Source organism: Sutcliffiella deserti (assembly GCF_020037475.1).
Lineage (GTDB): Bacteria > Bacillota > Bacilli > Bacillales > Bacillaceae_I > Sutcliffiella_A > Sutcliffiella_A deserti.
This window is the reverse complement of the sequence record NZ_JAIQDB010000002.1, coordinates 248113-274301: the sequence shown is the minus strand read 5'-3', so window position 1 is coordinate 274301 and position 26189 is coordinate 248113. Positions and strand designations below refer to the sequence as shown.

The 26189-nt window shown below is 39.5% G+C and carries 17 protein-coding genes and 2 riboswitches; of the genes, 8 read left to right on the top strand and 9 right to left on the bottom strand.

Annotated elements, in window-relative coordinates:
- Positions 1 to 124: 124 nt before the first annotated feature.
- The 6 genes from K9B36_RS06645 to K9B36_RS06620 all read left to right on the top strand — a co-directional run bounded on the left by K9B36_RS06645 (position 125) and on the right by K9B36_RS06620 (position 8589).
- On the top strand, positions 125 to 2104 hold the full coding sequence (locus tag K9B36_RS06645; RefSeq protein ID WP_223701239.1) for a PAS domain S-box protein: 1980 nt from the start codon (positions 125 to 127) through the stop codon (positions 2102 to 2104).
- A gap of 264 nt (positions 2105 to 2368) precedes the next feature.
- Positions 2369 to 3748: a Glu/Leu/Phe/Val family dehydrogenase gene (locus tag K9B36_RS06640; protein WP_223701238.1), complete on the top strand. Its 1380-nt coding sequence runs from the start codon at positions 2369 to 2371 to the stop codon at positions 3746 to 3748.
- A gap of 224 nt (positions 3749 to 3972) precedes the next feature.
- Positions 3973 to 4062, top strand: a riboswitch (cyclic di-GMP riboswitch).
- A 39-nt stretch (positions 4063 to 4101) separates the two neighbouring features.
- Entirely contained in the window at positions 4102 to 4278 is a 177-nt protein-coding gene (locus K9B36_RS06635) for a hypothetical protein (protein WP_223701237.1), read from the top strand.
- Positions 4279 to 4627: 349 nt separating this feature from the next.
- On the top strand, positions 4628 to 7342 hold the full coding sequence (locus K9B36_RS06630; protein ID WP_223701236.1) for a leucine-rich repeat domain-containing protein: 2715 nt from the start codon (positions 4628 to 4630) through the stop codon (positions 7340 to 7342).
- A gap of 351 nt (positions 7343 to 7693) precedes the next feature.
- Positions 7694 to 8035: a PadR family transcriptional regulator gene (locus tag K9B36_RS06625; protein ID WP_223701235.1), complete on the top strand. Its 342-nt coding sequence runs from the start codon at positions 7694 to 7696 to the stop codon at positions 8033 to 8035.
- The gene (locus tag K9B36_RS06620; protein WP_223701234.1) at positions 8032 to 8589 is read left to right on the top strand and encodes a DUF2812 domain-containing protein; all 558 of its coding nucleotides are present in this window, start codon (positions 8032 to 8034) and stop codon (positions 8587 to 8589) included. The genes K9B36_RS06625 and K9B36_RS06620 overlap by 4 nt, the downstream gene beginning before the upstream one ends.
- Positions 8590 to 8841: 252 nt before the next feature.
- Here the strand turns inward: K9B36_RS06620 and K9B36_RS06615 are convergent, their stop codons facing one another.
- Positions 8842 to 9570: a GntR family transcriptional regulator gene (locus K9B36_RS06615; protein WP_223701233.1), complete on the bottom strand. Its 729-nt coding sequence runs from the start codon at positions 9568 to 9570 to the stop codon at positions 8842 to 8844.
- A 192-nt stretch (positions 9571 to 9762) separates the two neighbouring features.
- Here K9B36_RS06615 and K9B36_RS06610 point away from each other — a divergent pair, with 192 nt between their 5' ends.
- The gene (locus tag K9B36_RS06610; RefSeq protein ID WP_223701232.1) at positions 9763 to 10698 is read left to right on the top strand and encodes an acetamidase/formamidase family protein; all 936 of its coding nucleotides are present in this window, start codon (positions 9763 to 9765) and stop codon (positions 10696 to 10698) included.
- A 50-nt stretch (positions 10699 to 10748) separates the two neighbouring features.
- Here the strand turns inward: K9B36_RS06610 and K9B36_RS06605 are convergent, their stop codons facing one another.
- The 5 genes from K9B36_RS06605 to K9B36_RS06585 form a co-directional block, all read right to left on the bottom strand.
- Complete coding sequence (locus K9B36_RS06605; RefSeq protein ID WP_223701231.1) at positions 10749 to 12302, bottom strand: YndJ family protein; 1554 nt, start codon at positions 12300 to 12302, stop codon at positions 10749 to 10751.
- On the bottom strand, positions 12271 to 12882 hold the full coding sequence (locus tag K9B36_RS06600; RefSeq protein ID WP_223701230.1) for a DUF4166 domain-containing protein: 612 nt from the start codon (positions 12880 to 12882) through the stop codon (positions 12271 to 12273). The genes K9B36_RS06605 and K9B36_RS06600 overlap by 32 nt, the downstream gene beginning before the upstream one ends.
- Before the next feature lie 2 nt (positions 12883 to 12884).
- Entirely contained in the window at positions 12885 to 13796 is a 912-nt protein-coding gene (locus K9B36_RS06595) for a DoxX-like family protein (protein ID WP_223701229.1), read from the bottom strand.
- Positions 13797 to 13969: 173 nt separating this feature from the next.
- Complete coding sequence (locus tag K9B36_RS06590; RefSeq protein WP_223701228.1) at positions 13970 to 14470, bottom strand: M15 family metallopeptidase; 501 nt, start codon at positions 14468 to 14470, stop codon at positions 13970 to 13972.
- Positions 14418 to 15737, bottom strand: a complete 1320-nt coding sequence (locus tag K9B36_RS06585) for a DUF5667 domain-containing protein (protein ID WP_223701227.1) — start codon at positions 15735 to 15737, stop codon at positions 14418 to 14420. The genes K9B36_RS06590 and K9B36_RS06585 overlap by 53 nt, the downstream gene beginning before the upstream one ends.
- A gap of 83 nt (positions 15738 to 15820) precedes the next feature.
- Positions 15821 to 15908: riboswitch (cyclic di-GMP riboswitch) on the bottom strand.
- Between the two features lie 169 nt (positions 15909 to 16077).
- Between K9B36_RS06585 and K9B36_RS06580 the strand changes: the two genes are divergently transcribed.
- Positions 16078 to 16479, top strand: coding sequence for a hypothetical protein (locus K9B36_RS06580; RefSeq protein WP_223701226.1), 402 nt, complete (start codon positions 16078 to 16080; stop codon positions 16477 to 16479).
- A gap of 95 nt (positions 16480 to 16574) precedes the next feature.
- On the opposite strand, the gene K9B36_RS06575 is transcribed toward K9B36_RS06580, so the two are convergent.
- From K9B36_RS06575 to K9B36_RS06565, 3 genes are all read right to left on the bottom strand, one after another.
- Positions 16575 to 17510: a DMT family transporter gene (locus tag K9B36_RS06575; RefSeq protein ID WP_223701225.1), complete on the bottom strand. Its 936-nt coding sequence runs from the start codon at positions 17508 to 17510 to the stop codon at positions 16575 to 16577.
- 1105 nt (positions 17511 to 18615) lie between these two features.
- Complete coding sequence (locus tag K9B36_RS06570) at positions 18616 to 24378, bottom strand: pullulanase (protein WP_223701224.1); 5763 nt, start codon at positions 24376 to 24378, stop codon at positions 18616 to 18618.
- An 886-nt stretch (positions 24379 to 25264) separates the two neighbouring features.
- Positions 25265 to 26029, bottom strand: coding sequence for a transposase (locus K9B36_RS06565; RefSeq protein ID WP_223701223.1), 765 nt, complete (start codon positions 26027 to 26029; stop codon positions 25265 to 25267).
- Positions 26030 to 26189 lie beyond the last annotated feature (160 nt).

Sequence of the window (26189 nt, the reverse complement as noted above, 5' to 3'; positions counted from 1 at the left end):
TAATTTAAGAAGAACCTGTTTTTCGTTTTTTATCAGACATGTATATAGAAATTTCACCCAATAATATCTATAATGGAAGAAGATGCTTTATCAGAGTAAAATTCAGAAGTAAAGAAGGTAAGCCATGAAAATTGAAGAGCACTTTATGTTTTTCTTTGAACATATGATGGATATGGTCTTTTTAGTGGAGTATAAAGGTAATCAGTTATGGTATACCAAGGTTAATCGATCTGCACAGGAACGACTGGGGATTGATATGGTAGGGAAGAAACTAGTAGAAGTACTACCTCCCTCGACCTTTGAATTTTTAAATACCCATTATCTAACGTGTATAAAAAGTCAACATTCTGTCACCTACTCAGACCTTAATCTCTTTGTCCCAGACATGCCAGCCTCTGAAACAACGTTAACTCCTGTGAATGACGGGGATAAAACCTATATTCTCGCCATTACTAAAAATGTAAATGAACGGAAGACAAAGGATGAAGACTATCTTTTTCTTCATTCCTTAGTAGCGAATACCGTCGACGCTATGCTTGTGATTGACTGCAACGGAAAGGTTTTAAAAGTTAATGAAGCCTTTACCACTCAGTTTGGCTGGTCTGAAGCAGAAACACTTGGACAAGACTGGCATCAGCTGAACTTTATTCCAAAAAAACTAAAAATTCAAACTGGTGATTCATTTCTCACATTAAAGCAAGGCAATATCGTGCCAACTCAAGAAACCATTCGTGTTACAAAGGAAGGAATAGAAATACATACATCTGTAAGCTATTCCCCCATCTTGGATGAGCAACAAAACGTTGCAGCCATTTCGATGATCTATCGTAATATTCAGCATCTCAGAGAGTTGGAGCAAAACCTTGAAAAAAGTAAGGAAGCTTATAAGTCCTTATTTTCCTATCAAAAAAACGCCATTTTCATCTTGAATAATGCTGGTATCGTGGAAAAAATCAATGAAGCGTGTGTGGCCATAACAGGCTATACAAAAGAGCAGATTATTGGTTTGAACTATATTGACTTTGTTGGAGATCAGCTCCCAATCGATCCGTTTGAGCAATCGCTTCAAGGGCAGATTAACAGCTTTGAAACGATGATCCACCATGCCAACAGCAGCAAATTATTTTTCAACGTCTCGTATGTTCCTATTATCGTTTGCGGGGAAGTAACAGGAGTATATGTGATAGCCCAAGACATCACCGAACAGAAAAAAATGGAACGTGCTCTAAAGGCGAGCGAAGAAAAATTCCGCCTAATTACCGAACACTCGAGTGATTTAATCAAGGTGGTAAAGGTAGATGGCACTATTTCCTACGCCTCTCCTTCTTACCGAAATATCCTAGGTAAGGACTATGAAAATTTGTTAGGCGAAACCTTTTTATATGGTTTAGATGAAAAGGACAAACCTATATTGCAAGATGCTTTCAACAAGTTATGTGAAACGGACGAGCAGATTGTCAGGGAATATCGGTATAAGAACACTGCAAAATCAGAGGTTTGGGTTGAAGTGCATGGAACGCCAATCCACAGAGAGGGAGAACTTGCTAACATCATTCTCACAGGCAGGATCATCTCAGAGCGAAAACAACTTCAAAAGCAGCTTACGTTTCAGGCCTATCACGATAGCCTTACAAGCTTACCGAATCGGCGTTTATTAGAGCAGGAATTGGAAAGGACCATTGCCACTGCCAAAGAGGAAAACGGGAAACTTGCCCTACTTTTCTTGGATTGCGATAATTTTAAACAAATTAACGATACCTACGGCCATGAAATCGGGGATCAATTACTGGTTGCTCTCTCCAAAAGACTGGAGTATTGCGTTCGAGGTCAAGACATGGTAGCTCGTCTGGGTGGAGATGAATTTGTTATTCTTGTAAAAACTCTGAAAGATACCGATCATATTAAAATGGTTGCCAATAGAATTCACGATTCCTTACAGAAAACGTATCTTATTGAAGGGCACAAGATTCACGCCACCTCTTCCATTGGCATTTCTCTATACCCGCAAAATGGCTCAACCACCAAAGAGCTCTTCCGCAAAGCCGACCAGGCTCTGTATACGGTGAAGAAGAGTGGACGGAATAATTATCAGCTATATAAATAGGCTTTAAGCTCCCTTCCTTGGTTAATTCAGAAGGCTCTTGAAGGGTCTTCTCTCAAAGAGTTGCTACTGTAAACAATAGGGTTTTTCACTTTCCTATTCACACAAAATCAGGAAAAATTTTTAATCAGAGAAAGAGTACGGCAGCAATCAATGCGAAAACAGCCTATCAGAAAGTGACCTACAGGACTTTTGAATTTTTCCCAAACAGGGTAGACCATTTGTATGAACGCTCCGTTAAATTCTATAAGAAAGCGAGGAAGTAAAATGGTTAGCCAAACGAAACAAATTGTACAAGATTCATTGAACGCTTTACTGGAGGACACCGCATTTCTCCCTGGTCTACAGGGAAATGATCGAGAACAGGCATTCACCTCTTTAGGAGCCATACTTTCCACTCCAAATCATGTACATAAGTCCTTTCTTCGGATTGCTTTAGAAAATGGAAGCGTTGTCAGGATACCTGCCTTTCGTGTTCAGCATAATAACGCGCTTGGCCCATATAAGGGGGGCATACGTTTTCATGAGTCCGTTAATGAAGAGGAAGTAATTAATCTTGCTTCCCTAATGACCTTAAAAAATGCGCTTCATGACGTACCTTACGGAGGAGGTAAGGGGGGAATCATCCTGGACCCTCGCTCCTTTTCGGAGAAAGACCTGCATCTTATTTGCAAAAAATATGTCCAGTATTTCAGTGATATCATCGGACCTGACAAAGATATTCCAGCACCGGATATGGGGTCAGGCGAACGGGAAATGGACTGGATGATGGCAGAATACAAAAGCATCCGACCAGGTCAGGCATATAAAGGAAGCTTTACAGGTAAAAGCATCGTCAACGGCGGTTCTCTTGGCCGTCGTGAAGCAACTGGTAAGGGCGTCTATTTTACCTTCCGCTACATGCTGTACGACTTCATGAAAGAGCAAAGAAAGTTTCTTACCAATAACGATAATCCTTTTGCAAAAACGGCATTGGACTACGATGGAAAGCCTTTGAAAATTGGGGTACAAGGCTTTGGTAATGTAGGATCTGTTGCAGCTCTCGAGGCATTCCAGTGTCAGTACTTAGAGAACAAGGTCGTGGCGGTCAGCGATAAAAACGTTACATTATATAATCCTGATGGGTTAGATATTCCTGCACTTGTACGTTATACCTCACTCCATAACAGCGATCTTCCTACAACTATAGAACAGCTGGAGGAAGCAGGAATAAAGGCAGAGATCCAAGACCGCAGCGAATTGTTATATCTTGATATGGACGTTCTGATCCTTGCTGCACTGGAAGATCAAGTACACGAGAAAAACATGGACAAAATAAAAGCAAGAATTATCGTGGAAGGAGCCAATGCACCCGTAACAAGTGAAGCAGACAAATACCTGAGCGACAAAGGAGTCATCATCATACCTGACATCCTTGCAAATGCCGGCGGGGTTATTGTCTCCTACTTCGAATGGATGCAAGGCCGTGAAACACAATTCTATTCCGAGGACCAAGTGTACCAGTTGCTGCACCAACAAATGAAAACAACCATGGACAGCATCCTCCCCGCCTACTTCGGCGACCCCTTCCCACTTCGACAGAACTGCTACATCCATTCTGTCATGAAACTATCAACTGTTCTATATAAGCAAGGGAAGCTGTACTAGTAATAGGGGTCTGGCCCCTTTTAACAAATATATCCAAGCACATCAAGAGAACAGGGTGACTTTCCATATGGAGAGTCACCCTGTTCAGTTAAATGAGCTGTATAGCGGAATATCAAATATAACCAGTTAACAATGGTGATATTCGACTAAATCCGACAAACTAAGTCTAAATGCCTATATAAATAATCACCATAAGCATTATAATGAGAAGGTATTTCATAAATCATGGAAAAAGGCAAAGCTAGTGTAAGCTAGTGACGCAAAACTATAGGGACTAAAGTTTGTGTTTTGAAACTTGTCAGCCAGTTACCCGCATCAACCTCCGTTGATTTATGAGAAAAGGAGGAAACGCTATGAAGTTCATACGCATCTTACAGTACTTATGGCACACAATGAGGTTTACTTATTGTTCGGCTATAGCCAAGGATTGTCTGGATCAAGAGTTAAAAGCGTCCATTATGGCTAAAGCAGAACATCACAAGCTGGAAGCTAACCTATGCCGGGCCAAGCTTCAAAACTTGGTTTGCTAGATTTGCTTTTCTGGGGTAGCCGCAACAACATGACCTACATATACAATAAAAAAGAAGGCTTCTTTAAGGGTAAACCTTAATGGCGCCTTCTTTTTTATTGTATATGAGAAGCTTTGTATGAAAATTCCCTTCTTTTATCAATCTATTCCGCACTTCTCCTCCCTCACAGTCACTATCCCCACCCTAAACTATAGCAAATTAATAGTTTACTATATCCGAATTTTGTCAACAAAATAATTTACATTTTATATAAAAATATTACATAAAAAGTAATTCCCTTTTCTGAACATTGCGAGTATAATCATTTTGTTAGATAGAGAATTTAATAGAATCGGGGGATTGGTTTTAGTTGAAAAAGCATTTTTTGCTTAATGTAGTTGTTGTATTTACTTTACTTCTTTCATTATTAAGCCCAGCTTTTGTAAATGCAGAAGGTACTGCAGAAGACGCTGGTGTTCTTTTAACGAAAGTAGTGCAAACAGAAGAAGGCGTTTCGCTTGTTTGGGAAACACACAGTAATAATGAAGTAACTGGTGAAAACGAAAGCTTTTCATTAGTAAAAGATGGGGTATCCGAGGAAATCTCACCAGAATTACTAGAAGAGCAATCCGCGGAGGGCACACACGTCTATACATATCTTGACGAAGTGGCACCAAGTGGTCATAGCATTGAATATAGTATTGCATGGAATTCAAACGATACTATTTTTACTAGCCCAGCAATAACGATTACGTTGGAAGCTCCTGCCTCGAATCAAGAGAATGGGGACTCTAATGTAGAGGAAGTAGACTCTAACGTGGAAGAAGTAGACTCCAATGTGGAAGAAGAAAAAGAACCTGTTACAAAAAAAGATGCTTCCATTGAAGAAAGTATCAAAGATGATTTTATGGAAGAACCTTTCTTAGCAATCGAAAAAATGTATGTGAATGATAGTGGCTTTAATGTTTTATGGTATGGTTATATTAGTGAAAATGATCGATCACTAGCGAAATACGAGTTATACCTTGACGGTAATCTCATCGAATCCGGTTCTTCTAGAAGATTTATGGATTACACCTTCAATAATTTAACAGCAAATACAACATATGAAGTGACGGTAAAAGCCCTTACATCTTCTAATGTTCTTTTATTGGAAAACAGTCTGGAAATCACTACACTACCAGCTCCAACTGGAGAGAAGGCTGTATTTGCAGATGTTAACTTAGCCCAGGCTATTAAAGATCATTACGGTATTTCAAGAGATCTATATGAAAGTGATGTAGTGAATTTAACAGAGCTTTATGCTGCTGATATGAATATTACAAGCCTTGAAGGTTTGGAAAAAGCGGTTAACTTAGAGGTCCTTGCTCTTTATTTTAATAACATTTCAGATGTAAGCCCTCTAGCCAATTTAACTAAGTTGTACGATTTGGATTTGGAAGGAAACAATATTACCGATATCACACCTTTAAGCAACTTAACCAACCTCTATATTTTATGGTTGGCAGGTAACCCGGTTTCAGATATCCAACATTTAGAAAAGTTAACAAATATTGAATACCTTTATTTGAATGACACGAACATTTCCAATATTGATGTACTGCTTAAGCTGACACATCTTACTTCAGTGACATTACTTGGTACTAATCTTGACCTTTCCGAAGGGTCTTCAGTGTGGAATATATTAAATGTATGGCAGGATGCAGGAGTATATGTGGACCTTTTCGATGAGGAGTTTTTCCCGTATTTTGACCTATGGACAGAAGGTACATCAGAGGAAAGTATATTCCTTTCCTGGTGGTACAGCTTCGAGAACGAAGAGGACCTTTACCATGAATATCAATACAAAGTATATGTTGATGGTACTCTTTATGAAGAAACAATCGAAAATTACCTACTTGTTACAAATTTAAAGGCAGATACAGAATACGATATTTTAGTAGAAATGTATAATCAGGATGGAGAGTTCGTTGATGAGGCTTTTACATTGGCTAGGACACTTCCTCTTCCAACAGGTGATATTATCACTATTGCTGATGCTGGTTTAGACGAAGCAATTCGTCAGTCCCTTCACCTGCCAGATCGTGTAATCTACCAATCAGATATGGACCGATTATATTATCTGTATGCTTCACATATGCAAATCAGTGACATTTCTGGCTTAGAATACGCTTATAACCTGGAATCCTTGGACCTTCAAGGAAATATGATTGAAAGCCTGACACCATTGAAGAACCTTCAGTATTTAGGGCACTTAAGTATTGCAGATAACGCTCTAACAAATATTGATGCTTTAAAAGATATGTATCTATTTAGCTTAGATATTTCCGGAAACCCGATTACGGATATCTCCGTATTGGACACACTGTCAGATCTGGAATATCTATATCTGCACCATACAGCCGTTTCTGATCTTAGCGTACTTTTGACACTAGATTATTTAATGGAAGTAAGTTTATTTGGAATTGAAGGATTAACATTTGAAGAAGGTACTCCAGAACTTGCAATTGTGGATGAACTTATTGCTAGAGGAGTAGTAGTATATTTGGATGAAGACGATTATTATGGATCCTCCCTAATCGATATCAATGTACTTGATGTGACAGATAACAGCATTGAAATTGATTGGACATATGAAGGCGAAGAAGAAATTGCTTATTATGAAATAATGGTAGATCAGGAATGGGTCGATACAGTTGGAGAAGGCTATTACCTTTTCACAGACCTACATTCAGATACTTCCTATGACATTGCTATAGCCGCTTTTGATGCTGAAGGCAACTGGTTAGACTTAAACGAAATCACTGTTTCCACTCTTCCTCTTGAAGCAGACGAGGAAGATGAAAATCCTGCACCAGTTGAAGAAGACAAAGAAGAAACACCTGTAGGAAAACCAGTAGACGATAAAAATACTGATGGAACAAAGAAAGAAAAAGATACAAAAACTAGTACTGATAAAAAAGCAGAAGGCAATAAATTACCGGTAACTGCTACAAATACAATGAATTATATTCTTGTAGGGTTTGCTTTGTTACTTGTTGGTTTTGGTGCTTTGCTTTTTGCAAGAAGAACAAGAGTAATCTAAATCTCGATTAGATCAAGTCGAGGTGGTAGAAATTAACCAAATCTATCAAGTAAAACAAAGGCCTGTCCCCCCTTCGCTATCGAGCGTTGGGTGGACAGGCTTTTTGTTATGTTAATAGGCTCACTTGAGAATAAGCAGGGTATCGGGTAACATTTCGTGGAGAACAACGACGGCCTATAGCGAAACTAAAAACTGCTTAACCCTCCCCCGCCACTCCAACGCACAAAGAGAACTATTTTCGCCTTATAAAATGCAAATTAATTAACAGCTATTGACACATATATCATTAAACGATATATTATATTTAATGATATATCATTAAACGATATAAAGGAGAATGGCGGTGATCAAATGGCTCGAAATGATGTACTTGAAACAGGTGAACTGACAGATACGTCGTACTATATTTTGCTCTCACTAGTTGAAGCAAGACACGGCTATCTTATTATGAGAAACATTGAAGAGTTAACGGAAAAGCAATTTACGATTGGTCCAGCATCCATGTATACCACCATTAAGAAGCTTTTAACGGCAGGTATGATCGAGCAGCTTGGTGATGAGGTAGATAAGCGAAAAACGTATATTGCTACAAAAAAAGGGATTGAATTGCTAATAAAAGATGTGAAACGCAGGGAAAAAATGATTATGCATGCAAAACTTATTTTCGATCAGAAAGGAGAAGATGTAGAATGAGAGAAACGAAGTATGTGATAAGCGGCGGATTGGCATTTGATGAAGAAAAGGACATGGTAAAACTGGAGAGGCTCGCTCGCAAAGGGTGGATATTCGATCGATTTGCCTTTATGGGCTATAAGATGAAAAAAGGACAAAGTCAGGAGCTCCAATATTCACTTGATTATCGCAAAGATGCAGATAGCGATTACTTTGCCTTTTTCGAAGAGGCAGGCTGGACGCACATGGGTTCGTTAGCAAATTATATCCACCTTTATAGCGCCTCACCAGGAACAGCTCCTATCTATACCGACAAAGACTCGGTCGTCGAAAAATACGAAAACGAGAAAAAGGTGATGGGCAAGGGAGCATTGGTAATGGTTGTGGTTACATTCTTAATCATGGCAGTATCTTTCCTGATTTCTCACTTTTCCTTATTCACTGGATTTGAAGGTACTGTAAAAATTGTCGAAACGGTTCTTCTCTCTCTTTCATTAATCGGGCTGGTTTTCACAGGTTTGCCTTATCTCGGATATGTTTATCGAGTGAATAAACTTCAAAAAAACAGACATTGAAAAACGGACTAGCCGAGATTTCCAAGCAAAGCAGGGAAACTCGGCAGCTCTTTTTTTGGGGGGAATTTAAGGCGTCTCTCCCTCAATTAATTTTGGGGCCACCTGCTAAGACGCAATCAATAATCAGCCTAGCCGTCTTGCATCTTGCACCTTGCTAAATATGTTCCACGCCTTCTGCCAAAAGTGTTTCAACAATAGCCTCGCTCGGTGTCATCTTAATTTTTTGTTTTTTAACTAGCTTTACCTTTAAGCTCATACACTTCCCCCATTTCTTAAACGTTTTATTTTAAATGCGAACATATCTGGTCGATACACGCTTTTCAAGCATTCTATTGATTGACCAGTCTGGTCATAGAGTATCCTTTCCATCTCAAGCAAACTAGTTTTCTCTTGCACATTTAATAACTCTGCTTCCTTTTTATTGGCACCCCTGCAGGAAATAGTCTCGTACGTTTCCCATAGCTGCAGCCCAAAGTCTTGTTCTAGCACATCATAAATAACAATAGAGTTAAGGTCATAAGAGGCAAGTTTTTTTCCAATTTCGGTAGAATAATAATGTCTTTCCATCGCAATTGGATAATGAGAGGCATAGCGAAGTCGTTCTATGAAGTAGCCATCAGGACACTGAAGTAAATCGAAATAATTTTTAGGTGAATTGGTATACCCATGAGCAATGAGCTTGGAACCAGGCTCAAGACCAGTATTTTCAATAGTTTTGGTAAAGCTGTTTAACGTGTTCATCCACTCATGAACAGGGGGATTTTTTTTAATGAATGTTCCCTTTCCATGCACTTTCTCTAGCAATCCATCATGAACCAAGGAAGAAATCGCTTCCCTTATTGTTGTCCTACTAAGCTGGTAACGCTCCATCAAATCTCTTTCGCTGGGAATTTTCTTTTCAAAGCTCCCTTTCATAATCTCTTTTTCAAGAAGATTACGAAGCTGACTATGTAAAGGCATAGGGCTCGTTTGATTAATCACAATTGGTTACTCACCTCCCTGTCGCTTGATACTGGTACGCTGGTAGGTACCAGTTATGTATTTTATTTTACATGGTTTGAATTAAATGTCAAACTATTTTGATAAATCTAATAATTCATCTCAATAAAGGTTTTTCATCCACCCTTACCGAAATACTTCTCTAGAGCTTTACAACCAAAGGAGTTGAAAGAATTGATACATAAAATAGAACTAGATTCAAAAAATATCCATGGATCATTTGATAAGGACTATGAGCCTATATTGACGGTCGATTCCGGCGATACCATTCACCTGAAAACCTTAGATATTCAGTATGGCTATTCCCCCTCTAAAAATGAGGAGAGAGTAATTTTCAATTCAAGGGAAAAAGAAGAAAAGCCCGGACATCCGATTTTCGGTCCAGTTGCAGTACGCAATGCCAAACCAGGCATGGTGTTGGAGGTTCGATTAAATGAGATTGTCCCTGGCTGGTACGGACGCAACTGGGCTGGCGGCTTGAAGAATTGGCAGAACGAGAAGCTTGGGATTGTGGAAACAGAAAAACTGCAAGTGGATTGGGAGTTGACTCCACAAACGATGACAGGCAGCTGCCTGTTAGGCGACCGCAAGTTTCATGTGGGACTCTCGCCCTTTATGGGGTTATTAGGTGTTGCCCCTGCAGAACCAGGAACACATTCCACCGCTCCTCCCCGGTACTGTGGCGGAAACATTGATTGTAAAGAACTTGTACGAGGCAGCAGTCTTTTCTTGCCTGTTTCAGTAGAGGGCGCACTATTTTCGATAGGAGATGGACATGCTCTGCAAGGTGACGGTGAAAGCTCAGGTACGGCAATTGAATGCCCAATGGATCATGTGGATATAACACTAACAGTTCGAGAAGATATGAAATTGAAAATGCCGAGAGCCAATACTCCAGCTGGCTGGATTACCTTTGGATTTAATGAAGATCTGAATGAGGCAGCGGCCGTTGCGCTGGATGAAATGGTACTACTGATGCAAGAGCTGTTTGAGATTGATAAGGTAGAAGCCACCGCACTATCTAGTGTAGCGGTGGATTTACGAGTGACTCAAGTGGTGAATGGTGTGAAGGGTGTTCATGCTGTTTTGCCTCATGGGGTGCTACGGTAAAGTAAATTAACACCCAGATTGTTTCTGGGTGTTTTAATTATTTTTACCCGTTATTTACGGTGGATTTGGTAATCGATTTGTAAAAATGGTATCCCGAAAATCCTCATTTTGTGAACCGCTGACAATGAACCTTCCTCTATTTCCTCGATAAAAAATTGCTCCGATAATGGTAGCTTGAAAAGAGTTTTACCTACTGTTAAGAAAATTCCAGTTTCTCCTTCACCTTCACTTGTGAGTATAAGAGATTCATTGGTTTGATCTATTTGCAAAATACCAATCATAGATGCAAATGGAAGAGGAAGTGCAATATTCATATATGCTCTCCCCTCTGTTATGTGATGTGAATAAATCGCCACAAAAACAATATTCTTCTTCACCCTGCGTACCCAGGCACGTGGTTTATTTCTCCCGTCAAGTGAAGAGTCTACCTCGTATATCTTTCCTGTCATTTCCATACTTTTACTAGAAAGGGGTAGGTTCAATTGCTGAAGTCTCAGACTAATTAATTTATAGCCTAAAGCAAACGGTTTAAACCAAAGGGCCCATTTTACATTAGCGAACAATCTATATTGATTAGTCTGCTCGTAAAAATCGACAATTGCTTTTGATGTAACCTTCGTATCAACAAAAACACTCATATCATCCACTAGTCCTGAAAGTTGATCTCCACTTTTATTGAACTTCCCTCGAACTTTACTTACTGGAAAGCTCCAGAAGCCTTGCCTTGTTGGAGGAGGCGCTAGAGTCCAACCGAGTACTCCTAACATTCCAAAAACGACACAGTTCAGTAACCCATGGAATTTCATCATAAAGTCAATCGTAACCGTCCACTTGGCAAAGACACTATTTGCCGCATATAACAATGAAAATAAGATTGTAACACCAAGTGCACTATAGGAGAGACGTATGAGAATGGCCTGCAACCTAGTGTTAAAAGGTGTTCGGTAAGCCAAAACTATTAGGCTGTAAATTGCCAAAATGTACAAGATCACGGAAATCAATTCTAGAACAGGCAAGAATGTAATACCAATAGCGACGAGCAGAGGTCCTGCTAGAATAATGGGAACAATTAACCGATACAATCTTGAATCATGCAAGCGTCCAAAAAAGCCTAAGGATATAGTAAATAGGAATGCAGAATAATGAAAGTGAATGGCTGTTAACCAGGTTATCAGTGGACTAAAACCTGTATCAATCCCAGCAATATATGCAAAAAACCATAAACCGCCTACTAATAAATAGATCATCCCTATATCAATTGAAATTTCTGCCCAATTAGTAAAACCGCGCTGAAAAAAACGTCTAAACCCATGCAAAGCTACAAAAAAAGTGAACCCCAAATAAATAAGAGCAAGTAGAATCTGCAAGGTATTGGAAGATGTAATATGCAATAAAAAGATGGAGAACATAGCAATCCATGTAAAAATAATGTACTGAATTTTTGGTTCTATAATAAGTTGCAATAAGAGTGGAACGAAAATTAATTGTGCAGCTGTTAACATCAATGTGTATGGTTCGTCCACTTTCAGGCTGCTTGCTGTAAAGAGGACTATCCCCATAATTGTAATAGGGCTAAAAAGACTGTGCTTCAAATTCACCTTCATAGGCCATTATCCTTCCCACAATCCGATTATGAATAAAAACTTGGATCGTAAAGACTTCTCGGACATCGTCATATCCTTCCTCTACCGTCACAACTCCTCTTAAGACCTGCGGAATAGGGATTTCCATAAGCCCCATAACTAAACGCTGGTACCCTGAGCTTATATGAAGGCTCCCATCTGGTGTAACCTTGAACATTAAATCAGAGTAAAATAAATTCGGTTCACCTAAATAATCTCTCACTACTCTCCGGTCAGCATCAATAGTCATAGATGCATTAAAATGTCTTTTGACTTCTTTGAAATAGAAAGTTCGCTCCCAATATATTTCTTCTTCACCAGTCGATAAGGAACGACACGTATTTTTAATCGTAAACGGAACATCCTTCCCACTTTCAGGAAAAAGAAAATTCCAGCGCGTAGCTAGTTTCAAAAGAGGCTTTAGCCAATAAGCACCTGTTTCAATCTTTGACATTTTTCCGACCGCATAAAACGGTTCACCCAATGGAAGCGTATAACGTGCTTGCAATTTTGGATGTAGCTTTAGAAAGTCATCTCCTAACAGGGTGTGGTAAATGGACACAATCAAACACCCTTTCTCGTTCGTTTGCAACTAGTGGCAGTTGGTAAATCTTTTGTAAGTAAATAGCCAACTATGGAGAGTATCCAGAGACTAGCATTAAAGGTGACCGGATTAAAGGGATGCACAGAGATTGTTAGATTAGCTGCTAAGGCTGTAATTGTTAGTATTGGAAAAACAATGATTTGCAGGGCGAATAAATGTCTTTTCTTACGATAAAATAGCCATACAAACGCAAACAAAATCTCAAGCACACCGATGATTCCTACAGCCATTTCTGCAGTAGCTCCAGCTAAAGCAGATAGATTGGATAACATAGCAACTTCTTCAGGATGTTTTGCAATTATTTTCGGTACGAGTCCTTGATAAAACCACACAAAGAAAAAGAGCGCAGTGATTAGAACACTACTAAAAAAACGGATATATTGTGCTCGTGGCACTTCCCCTTTTTCTATCCATCGTTTGAGTACATCAAAGCTAAGAGCAGTAGCCCACCCCATTATAGGACGAAACAAAAGATCTAAAAATCGACCGAATGGACCAAATCGAGTATCATAATCATACAGGGTAAGAAATGTGGTCCCGTTCTCTTTAGGTATGTATTTCCAATATCCCTTTCCTTCACGGATGGGAGAAATTTTTTGTTCGGTACCAAAGTGCAAAGAGGATGTTTTTGAACCATCTGTTTTATTATGTGTACCTATACTTTTCCCCCAGCCAGCGACCTTCTGGCCAAACCCAATATTCGTCTCATACAAAAAGGATTGTGGTTGATCTGCATTTTCTTTCGGTAAATAAGTAATAGAAGAAAAGCGCAGATCCCATTGTTTATGAACTTCAGGTTTTTGTGTCATTCCCCAAACTGCATCTACCTCAGCCTCAATTGGAATTTCTACATAAATTGGTTTTTTTTTCATGATATACACCTCTATAAATAAAGTAACATAAGTAGAATACTTTTACTTACTAGAATTACAACTTCCGTAGAAATTCTAAAAAAAGCCAATCCGCTTTATTGCGAATTGGCCTCCTAATTAGGGACACTATTTTGATACTTCCACCAAAACAAACCATATCCAATCAAAATAAATTAATATTCATTCAAATACTCTTTTAACACAAGATCGTTTTCTTTCATAAACTTTGCATGCTCTTCTCCTACATAACGGTAATGCCATGGTTCATAGATATAACCGGTGATATCCTCTTTCCCTTCTGGATAACTAAGAACAAAACCGAATTCCGCTGCATGTGCTGCTATCCATTCTCCTTCTTTTGTCGAACCAAATTCTTCAACAAGGGCAAAGTCTACACTTTCACTAGTCACATCCATTGTCAGTCCAGTTTGATGTTCACTCTCGCCAGGCTTAGCACTAAAGCGATTGGCCGCTTCTTCTCCATATTGATCTACAAAATTTTGATAGATTGCTTGTTGAGTTTCAAAAGAACGGTAACAATAAGTGGCCACCAAAAAACAATCAAAAAGCCTTGCAGAAATATTCTGCAAGACTTCGCTTTCCCGTGACGGGGGGAGGCCTTTATTCGCCACCAACTTCTTCTTCATCATCATCATTATCATCTTCGTCTTCATCTTCATCTTCGTCTTCGTCATCTTTATTTCCATTACCGTTTCTTTCTTTGTTTTCCTTTGCTTTATCTTTTCCTTTTTGCCCTGGTTGTTCTTCTGTTTCGTTATCTTCTGATTCTTTTTCTTCTTCTACATCATCTTCTTTTTCTTCTTCTTTTTCTACATTTTCATCGTCTTCGTTTTTCTTTCCTTTTTCTTTTGCAGCTTCAGCCTGCTGTTTTGCTTTTTCTTTATTTTGCTCAGCAATCTTTTTCGCTGCTTCTTTATTTTGTGCCGCTATTTTTTTTCCTTCCTCTTTTGCTACTTCATTTTCATTTTCAGTAGTTTCTTCGGATTGTTGTTTTTCTAGTTCTTCTGCATCTGCTTCTTCTGCTTCTTCCGCTTCTGCTACTTCCATTTCTGCTTCTGCTACTTCCATTTCTTCCTGCTCTTCAGCTTCTTCGTCCTGATCTTCTCGGGAAGCCAGTTTTTCTTGACGTTCCTGAAGTTTATTTAGTTTTTTTGTTAGCTTTTCTATAGCTTTTTCGTCTCCATTAGCGACTGCAGCAGCTAAAGCTTCCTCAACGGATAGAGCTTTTTTGGAAAGAGCCGATTGTTTAATTTGAGTCATGGTAACACCTAATTCGACCATAACTTCTTCCAATTCTTTTTCTCCGCCACTCAATAGACTAACAACCTCATCGATCGTTTTTCCTGTAATTTCAGAAAGAGAGATAATCTTAGCTATCTCGCCATAGCCAAAGCTTTGGTCACGTAGAGCTTTCACTTGCTCGATATCGTAGCCCTTTACCACATTTGCAACCATGTATGCTTCATCTTGTTTTTCAGCAACCTTTTGTTGCTTCTCTTCATCTAACTGTTCGTTTATTTCTTCATCGATCTCTGTGATACTTTCAAGCAAATCACTTAATTCTTCTTTTAGTTCTTCCTCTGTTTCTTCATCAGATACAATCTCAGAAATCTTAACCTGTGCATCCTCTAGTATTTCCATATAGTCATCTACTAGTTCTTGAACAAATTCATTCTTCTCTTTTTCTGTCATCGATTTTGCCTCTGCCAGACGCTCCATTGCATAATCTACCAATAGATTAGCTTCCTTTTCAGAATCAAACGTGAATGCATACTTCAAGTCTTCTAAAAGCCGATCAAAAAAATATCCAAACTCATCCGGTGTTGTACCAGCATCAGCAGAAAAATTACCCTCTGCACTTGCACAAGATCCAATAGTTAGTGTAAAAGCAAGAGTTGTTGAAAAAATCAGTTTTTTCATTGGTGGATGTTCCCCCTATAATAAGTTCAATAAAAATCTATCGAAAAAAAAGCTACTCCGAAGAATAGCGCACGACCACACTCTTCGGTAACTGGCTGGCATATTAAGAGATTAATAGAAGCCCCTATAGTTTTGCGTCCCTAAGTTTCCAAAGGTTTGCCTTTTCGGATTTATATTGTTACATAAATTATAGAACTTTGTCGTATTACTGTATAGCTGAAAAATACCCACTCTACCAACATTCCATTAAAACAGTACTAAAGTATTAGATAAAACCCAAACTTTGTTTATTTTAGAATGAAGAGTGGAATAAACTTAAAAAAAATGAAGGTGAAGCGGAATGAGCAGAGTACATATACTTAATACAAATCAATCATCCAATAAAGCCTGTGAAGTGGATATGTTAAACAAGGAAAAATGTGCAGCCTATTATGGCAAATGGAAACAGCTTATTCACCACTTTAAGAAGGATGATTTAGTTTTTTTATATAGTAATAAAAAAGGAATAATTGCAAGAGGCATTGCAACAGGAATTGTGGAAACGGCTAATCACGAAGGGCATGAAAAGGAGGAATTTTTTATGAAGTTAAAAGAATTCCAGAGGCTAAAAATCTACTTAGCAGCCTCTGAAATTCGTGATATTTCAGGGATGAATATCATGTTCGGGCAGACATTATTTACTTTTAAGCACGATGAAACAGGACGAAAGGTGTGGGAGTATATTACTAAATATAATGTGTGACCTTATCCTGCATTCTCATGGTGCTGTGTTTTAAAGGAAATACACAACCAAAAAGCCATGCAGACAAAACCCACATGACTTATTTGGTATTTACTTTAGCGCTTTAGCGCAGCCGGGGCCAGGCCCCTCCTTCTTTTTCTCCTCAACACTAGCTCCTCAAAAGCACCTGATCCCAATAAAACCCCCATAACAATAAATAACAATCCTATTATATGGTACGGCATGATTCTTTCGCCAAGCAAAATGGCCGAACCGATAAGGGCAAAGAATGGAGTGAAATTAAGGAAAATTGATGCTTCTGCAGGTCCCGTTTTGCCTATAATAAAGTTATAGGACATGTGCCCAACAGCCGTCGCTAGAATTGCGGACACGAAAAACGCCAGCCAGACTTTCCAGGATATCGTAGCAAAGCCTGATAATCCTCCAGGCTCGGTGAACCAGCTAATTACCATCAAAACACTAGCTCCTATAACCAACATATAACCAGTCAACAGGCGAGGATCCAACGTTTTGGCAAGCTTGCTGATTAAGATAAAGCTGAAGGCCTGTGTGAAAATTGATAAAAACACAAACACATCCCCAAGCGACACTCCTGTTACTCCCTGACTTCCTATCAAAACCGTAACGGAGACACCAATTCCCCCTAGAGCAAACCCAATCCATCTCCATACAGAGGTTTTTCTCTTAATAAGCACCGCAGCTATCAGGGCCGTCAGGATGGGCCCAGCACCTACAATGATTCCCGCATTCGTACCAGTTGTTAATTTTAACCCTACTGATAAAAAATAATGATGACAAACTACATTTAAAAAAGATCCAAGAACAATATATTTACTTTCTCTTAAAGTAGGAAGCCTAAGTAACTTAAGGAACCAAAGGATAATAAAAACAGTAAGTCCAGCCAGCATCACTCGGTAAGAAGTCATGGTGACAGGACTTATATTTTCTACTAAAACTTTCAAAAGAGGAACATTAAATCCCCAAAAAATCATAATGACAAACAGGAACAGATAGTATTTTAAATTCTGCAAAAACGCTCTCCTCTTTCTAACTCAAACTAAAATAAGAAGAAACACCACTCCTGTTTCTTCTACTAAACTCAAACTCATTTTTTCTATAAAAAATACAATGGATACTGGTTAGCTACCTAAGTATTATACTGCTAAACTTTACTTGTGCCAACTTCCAGGACGCTTCAGTAAAAAATACCATATTATATTTTAGTATAGCCTTTCATAGTTCCACCCTTTCCAAGGTCTCTTTCCCCGAAAATTACACTAATGCTTAGTTCGCTCCTTTGGGTACATCATTCTTCGGATTCCCTGCTTTTCATGTACTTACTTCGCTCTTTCACATACATCATCTCTCCTCACTCTCGCTTTTCATGTACTTTCTTCGCCCTTCAACATGCATCATCTCTCCTCACTCTCGCTTTTCATATACTTACCTCGCCCTTTAACATACTTCATCTTTCCTCGCTCTTGCTTTTCATGTACTTACCTCGCCCTTCAACATTCATCATCTCTCCTCATTCTCGCTTTTCATGTACTTACCTCGCCCTTTAACATACTTCATCTCTCCTCACTCTCGCTTTTCATGTACTTACTTCGCCCTTTAACATACATCATCTCTCCTCATTCTCGCTTTTCATGTACTTACCTCGCCCTTCAACATTCTTCCTCTCTCCTCAGTCTCGCTTTTCATGTACTTACCTCGCCCTTCAACAGTCATCAGCTCTCCTCATTCTCGCTTTTCATGTACTTTCTTCGCCCTTCAACATGCATCATCTCTCCTCACTCTCGCTTTTCATGTACTTACTTCGCCCTTCAATATACATCATCTCTCCTCACTCTCGCTTTTCATGTACTTTCTTCGCCCTTTAACATACATCATCTTTCCTCACTCTCGCTTTTCGTGTACTTACTTCGCCCTTTAACATACATCATCTTTCCTCGCTCTTGCTTTTCATGTATTTTCCCAGATAGGTGTGAGTTTTGAGCATTATAAGCTGTTTGAACCAGACACCTGCAAATAACAAAATTTCACAATAAAAAAAGAGCATGGCACCTATCGCCATGCTCTTCTTCCATCAATCAAACACTTTAACGCATTACAGTAATGGGGGGCAGGCCCCTTTTATTCACTCTTCTTAATTAATCTTCTCGCCATAAATACGCCGCCAAAGACGATCATCATGGATCCTAATAGCATCCAGTTGTACAGCGAGGTAGCTGTTTTTGGTAATTTATTACCTTCTTGTTTGTCAGCTGCTTTGTCGCCTGCTTTGGATTCTTTATTGGACTTCTTCTCTTCTTTATCTGACTTTTTGTCTTCTTTTTCTTTACCATCTTCTTTAGGAGTTCCATCACCCGGAGTTTCACCGTCTCCATCACCTGGGGTTTCGCCGTCTCCTTCGCCTGGGTTTTCTCCCTCAGCACTTACTTTTATAACAATTGTAGTCAGTGGGTCGATTGTGATATCACTAGCAGTCAAGTTAAGTCCAGTTCTTTCAGAAACTTCCTTCACGCCTGCTTCATCTTGGTCGACAACTACCGTTGCATCTGTTAAGTCTTCTTCCATTGTTAATGTTCGAGCTTCTGTATCCGCGTTGACAAATACATAGTAGACATCGCCATTTGTCGCCACATTTCGATAAGCAACTACTAGGTCCTGATCTTCCATTTCAGGTGCCGCAAGCAATGTAACATTTGAATCTACCAATTCTTTAGAACCTAATCGGAACGCGTCAGTAGAACGACGTAATTCGATTAGTCCTGCTGTGTATTCTCTTGTCACATTGTTGATTGGATATAGTTCTTCGTTTGTTGCTTTTTCCCAATCGATTCGGTTAATGATATCCGATGAATCATAAGAATCATGGATAAAGTATGGATATTGGAATGGGTTTCCGTCCTTGTCTGTCATGTAGGTTGACTTGTAAGGAGGTTCATCCGCTTCCGCTCTCCACTGTTTCGTACGACCATATTCCTGGCCAGCGTGCAGGAATGCTGTCCCTTGGGAAGTCAGGATCATACTATTCCCAATTCGAATGCGCTTATGAATTTCCAGGTTATTTTCTGGAATATCTGGATCTTTTTGAATCGACTGTGCAATAACGTCGTACAACGTTAAGTTATCATGTGCTGCAATATACTGAACCACATCGCCTGGTTGATCGGCTGTAAAGTTATGTGGCTGTCCTTTAATGTTATCAAAAATCTGCTGAATGTTTCGTGCTCCATTTGTTAGGAAGCGTGGTTGTCCTTCGCTGCCGAAACCTGATTTTAATTCATTACGAATTTCATCAGAGAAGCTTCCAACCGCTTCGGTATATTGCATCCACTGTTGGTCAGCCGCTTGAACAGGCTCACCTTCATCGCCTGCAAATGTTACCCAGCCCTCGCCAATCATGACGATATTCGGGTTAAGTTCCTTCGCTTTGTCAAAAGCCATTTGAATGCTTTCTGCATCATGGTCCCCCATCATGTCAAAGCGGAAGCCGTCTACTTTATACTCGTCCACCCAGTGAAGAATGGAATCAACAAGTACTTTTCTTGCCATTTTATGAGTCGTACCAAGGCGTCCCCCGCCAAAGCTTGTTCTTGGGGTACCATCAGCATCCATAAAGTGATAGTAATTTGGTACAAGATCCTCAAAGATAGATACTTGCGCAGTATGGTTGTACACCACATCAAGGACTACTCCCATGTCACGCTTGTGAATTTCTGCAATAAGATTTTTGAACTCTTTTATTCTCAATTCTGGGTCATTCGGATTCTCCGAGTACATACCAGATAGAGAGAAATAACTGTGTGGGTCGTAACCCCAGTTATAGTTTGTTTGGGTAGAAGCATAATCCAGCATTCTTTCGTCATTAGCCAACTCGTTGCTGAAGAAATAGCTCATTACCGGCAGAAGTTGAATGTGTGTGACACCCATCTCTTCAATATAATCCAGCTTTTCCACAAAGGAAGCAAACGTTCCGAATTGTGCTTTTAATTCCTCACCTATATTAGGATCAGAGGTAAAGTCACGTACATGAACCTCGTAAATAATCGCGTCTTCTCTTTTTTCATAGCCTGGAATTGTTGCATAGTCTAATTCCGGTCCAATAGACGAAATGTCCACGATGGCTGCTTTCCCAACAGGGTCTCCCGCCTCATTGTTCCAAGCTGCCATGGATTTTGCATAAGGATCTAATGCAAGCTTTGTTTCGTCTCCATGCACGATTTCATAGTGATAATAGTAACCTCTTAAACTGCTTAAGCCAGTGTTTTCGACTGAAAGCGTTACTGACCAAACTCCACGATCGCCTTTAGTCATGGCGATTGTATCTACCACAGTATTCTGGTCGTCTTTATCATATAAGACAACAGAGATTTCATCCGCTTTTGGAGACCATAATTTTAATGTAGCGGAACCATCTTCATGCAGTTCTGCCCCAAGCTTTCCATCATAACCGTACATTTTATCAATCAGTCTCCAGCCGGATTTGACCGAAATCGTACGCTCTCCGTAAGTGATGGTGTAAGGGATTTTATCAAGGTCAAATGTTCCATGAATATGAACCCCTCGTTCCCCTTGAAGCGTGACATGGGAAAACTCTACATCATTTCCATCCACGTCTTTAATCGAAATCTGTTGTGCCAGCTCTTCTACATCTAGCCCTTCATTTTTTGAGAAAAGAAGAGTGATAAGCTTGTCGGAAAGCACTTCACCTGATATAAGGGCGATTGGTACCGCACCATAAGGATCTGTGTACACTTTATCTTCTCCTTCTCTTACAAATAATGTTTTATACTCATTCAACATTTCGAATTTCATGTCTCCTGTTTGTGCTCCTGTTTCTTTATTAACAAAAAGGAAGCCTATTTCTTCTGCATTTTCTACTAGTTTAATATCATAATAAGCACCAAATTTACCAATTCCAGCTGCATCTGTTGCAGCTTTAGGCCACTCACCGTCTGATGGTGCTTCTACATCGCCCCAATTCCACAATGCCCATCCATCATAATCATCGTTTTGGCGATCATAATAGATTCGCACGGTATCTTCCGGCAGTTCAGCTGGTTCGTATAAAAACACTTCATCTGAACCTTGTTTGATCCAAATTTCATTAAGATCTGGGGAGAATAATTCTAAAACTTTATCGCCGCCATCTTTGTCTCCATTGGTTCTATTTAGAACCAAGAAGCCAATTTCCTGTGCATCGGAGTTTAATTCAACATCCACGTATGCACCATAGTTTGTTACTTGCTCTGCTGTAAAAGGTGTTCCGCCTGTTGGCCAATTTTCAGAAGGAGCAGCAACGTCTCCCCATAACCATAGACCGAGGTTTTCGTAGCTATTGTCCGTTCTTTGATAGTGGATACGAAGCGTGTTCTCTCCGATTTCGCCGGTATCTCCCGGTTCTTCCCCAGGTACGGTTCCATTTTCAACTGTAAGTAACACGGTACCGCCATCTTCCATCGCCGGAAGGTAAATCGTAACTGTTCCGTCCGCAGAAGTAGTATACGTTTTTTCTCCATAATGGTCGGTTACATTCGCATATGCTAAATCAAAATCTATTTCCACTTCCTGTTCTGCTGTGGAAGTGTTCAAACCTACATAAACTTCCTCCTCTTGATGGCTACGAGAGAATAGAAGATACTCTTCGCTGTCAGAGCCCGCCACCTTTGTGCGATCTCCTTTTGCAAAAAGGTCGGAATGATCATTTCTAAATGCTAAAAGTTTTTGATAATGAGCTAATACTTCATTGCCTTCAACTTCGTCCCAAGGCATGTTTTGTCGGTTCGTATAGTAAGGGTAATCATTTTTACCTGGTAAACCAAGTTCTTCCCCATAATAGATAACCGGTTGTCCTTTGGATGTTAATTGAAGAGAGGCTGCCACCTGATATTTACCCAGGTCACCATTTACTCGCTCAAAAAATCTGTCTTCATCATGACTTCCTAGGAACTGCCCAAGTGTTGCACCGTTAGATAGTGCTGCATTACGGTTTTCCAATTTAGATTGAACAGCATCCAATTGGCCGTTTGCAAAATCACTTGCATAATTTTTAAAATCAAAGTCCAACAAGGAATCCATCATTCCGGTATTCAAGTAACCTTGGTCATCGTTTACGTTTGCTCCCCATGACTCACCGATTAGCTTAAACTCCGGCATTTTTTTCGTTAGTTCATTTTTAAAAGCCATCCATGTGGTATCTTCTACGTGTTTCACGGTATCTACACGGAAATAATCGATTGAATTGCCATTAGCAGTCTTGGACTTTTCGATCCAATCTACCTGCCATTGGACAATTTGGTCACGTACTGCTGAATCTTCCGTAATAAAATCAGGTAAACCAGCTAATTCCCCGCGAACCGTATCCGATCCACCACTGCGAAGCATGCCATCAAAGCGGGCACGGTCTTCATCTGTAGGAAAATTAGGGATATGGCCGTTGCCAGCATCACTTGCTTTTAATCCATATCCAGTATGATTCAATACTACATCCACCATGATTTTTATACCGCGGTTATGCGCTTCATCAATCAGTTGATGGAAATCTGCCATGGAACCGAAGTGAGGGTTTAATTCACCAAAGTTATTGGCCCAATATCCGTGGTAAGCGTAATAAGGTGTCTCTGGATCTTCTGTATATCTTACATCATGTTTAATATTCTCTACGATTGGATTAATCCAGATCGTATTTATACCAAGCTCATCTAGATAGTCTAATTTTTGTGTAATTCCTTTAAAATCTCCACCTTGGTATGTGCCTGACTTAGTTTTGTCATAGTTAATACCATAAGGGTCATTGTTTGAAGCGTCTCCATCAAAGAAACGATCGGTTAGCATAAAGTAAACCACTGCTTCATCCCAGTCAAAATCCGCTTCTTCTCCCGTAAAGGTACGGGCTTTCACTTCAAGAGTCGCTTCCCCTTCATGACGGTTTCCAAATTCGTCAATCGCCACAATCGGCAAAGTTTTCATGCCAGCTGTCACACGTTGATCAACAGCCACTGTTAATTCATTGAGCTCTGGGTCGATTGCAACTTTTTCCGCCCCACCAATTGCAGTCAAGTTGATAAACATTTCGCGAATTGCTGTTTCCGGTTCGGTGTCCTCTTCTCCGCCAAGATCCACGGTTACTACTGCATTTTCGTTATAGTTCACGGCAGCAGGCTCCACTTTTGCTGAAACCTCTACTTCTGAAACTTGATAAGTTAACACGGATTTTCCGTCCACTGTATTATAAGGGTCGGTTACTTCCGTTGTTACGCCATCGACTGTAACAAAATAAGTATATTCATGCTCACCAGCCGGTACGTCGTTTAGCGTGTAAGAAAAACGCTCATTTTCGCTTTCAGCTGTCATCTCATATCTATTTTCTGCTATTTGAAGCTCGACTTTTTCTACGAGATTCATTTCATTTTGTGCAAATAATTCTTTATCGCGGAAAAAGAAGTGAGCATTGCCATCTTCCACTTTCGGTGCACTAACATCAGGGACTGTAAAAAATTCCGCTTCGCCACTTTTCACATGTACCTTCGTAATCGAATCTGATTTGCTTACCGTGATAAAACGGTCTCCATCAAAATCCTTTTCATCCCAGCCAGTACCTCGGCGGATCACAAATCCTACCTCGTCTGTATCTGGTCCAACTTCAATGTTGAAAATCGCTTTTCCATCTCTTACTTCTGTATAATCAATCTGGTCATTCTTTGCGCCTGTCCCCCAAACCCACAGGTTCCAGCCTTCATAATTCCCATCCGCTCGTTCATAGGACAAGCTGATATGTCGGTTTTCCGTTGTTTCTGCAACTGCACTCGGTATGTATCCGGAAAACATCGACACAACTAAGAGAACCGATAATAGTATTGCCATTCCTTTTTGATAAGGCTTCCTTTTCATCACTTTACCCCTTTCATTTGCTATAAATTGCGAAACCGTTTGCACAAACATAAAATTTTTAAGGAGATGAAACCGTTTGCACAAAGTTGCACAATCTAGTAAAAACTCCCCACTCCTATAAAACTATTAAATAATGCAAACGCTATCATAACGCTTATAACTAAGATACTACTAATTTTTTGATTAATCAATGTTTTTTTTGGGTCGGAGGGACAGGTCCCTCGTCCCAATTTTCTTGTTTAGCGTTACGTTTCTGCTGCTTTGTGAAGTATCCACCCACTTCTCGGCTAGTAAAGATATTTAGCATGAGAGATTACTAGAGTTTCACAAATGCTCTGCGCTCTACATATGTTTTACTTAAGTTGCAACGAAAGGTTTTTTTTCATTTCTTTATAAGTATAATATTGATTTGTTTTCTCATTGCAGAAAAAACAGAATTTTTCGAAAAACATACTATACTCCTCTGCTTATAAGCTTAGTTTTTTTTTACTATATTAATAAATTTTACCAGATTCAATGATTAATAGAACATCGGGACAAGGGACCTGTCCCCAAAACCCAAAAACCGTCAAATTCTCCTTGTTTTCGTGCGGAAAATGTTGGAATTTTTGTTGTTTATACTGGGTTTAAGGGGGTATTTTACTATTATAGATCTTCATCAAGACGATTAACCAACAACATACAAAAAATTAAAAGGAGAGACTCTTATGAAGATTAAAGTGAAAAGTTGGAGAATGCTAACCGCGCCAGATAAATTATTCATCTTAAAAGCAATCAGCCAAAGCTCTAAATTGAAGATGAGTGCGTGATAACACTGGGTCGCGGGGACAGGTACACTGTCCCGTCATTTGTTTTCTTGGGATAAAAAGAAAGAGAAGGGAAATTCTCAAATCCGCTGTATAACACTTCTTGATAATCCTGTAATCCTTGCCAACTGCCTTATAGTGACACCGTTGACTTGTTTAAGTTCTGCCAATGCAGCGTCCCGCTTATCTTTTTCCGTTTTTTGTAAGGTTGAGATATTGGGTATTCCCAGGTAATCGGTTAATAAAGCTATTATTTCGCTATCACTTCTTCTGATCTTTCCATAATCTTCGAGGCATTGATCTTCATTGGATTGTTGCATGTAGGTAATATATATTTCCATCGCAGTTTTTCGATTTGGGGAAAAGAGTTGTAGGACTTCCTCTGTGTCGACTATGCAAGATTGGTTGAAATACTCATGAAAACTTGTCCACTTGTACTCAAAAACAGTGTTCGACAATCCTGCCTTAATGGGGTTTTGATGAATGTATCGTAGAACGGTAAAAAAGTAATCTTCGGTTTCTACGTTTTCGCTTTTGAATCTTTCTTGGAACAGATGACCACATCTCTCGTATTTAGCATTGTACCAATAAACATAGCTTGAATTAATCCTTTTTAATGCGTCTGAAATGCTTTCCTCCTCTGACTCCTTCATTAAAAGATGTATATGGTTGTCCATTAAACAGTAGCTATAAAGCTCAAAATTACTTATTTTCTTATACTTTGCCACCGTTACTAGAAACCTTTGCTTGTCATGTTCCTCCTCGAAAATGGTTTGCTTGTTAATTCCTCTCATGATGATATGGTAGATGCCGCTTTTGCTTCTCTTCCGTGCTTGCCTTGGCATGAAAATAATCACCTCCATTTTATTCAGGTGAACAGCCTCCCCTAAATTCTCAAACGGTTATAAATTTTCCCGGGTCCCTCCTTACTGAATGGAATGAAGTTACTACCCCCTCCACACAAAATACCCATGTACAGGCTCAAGCTAAATTAAAGAACTTATC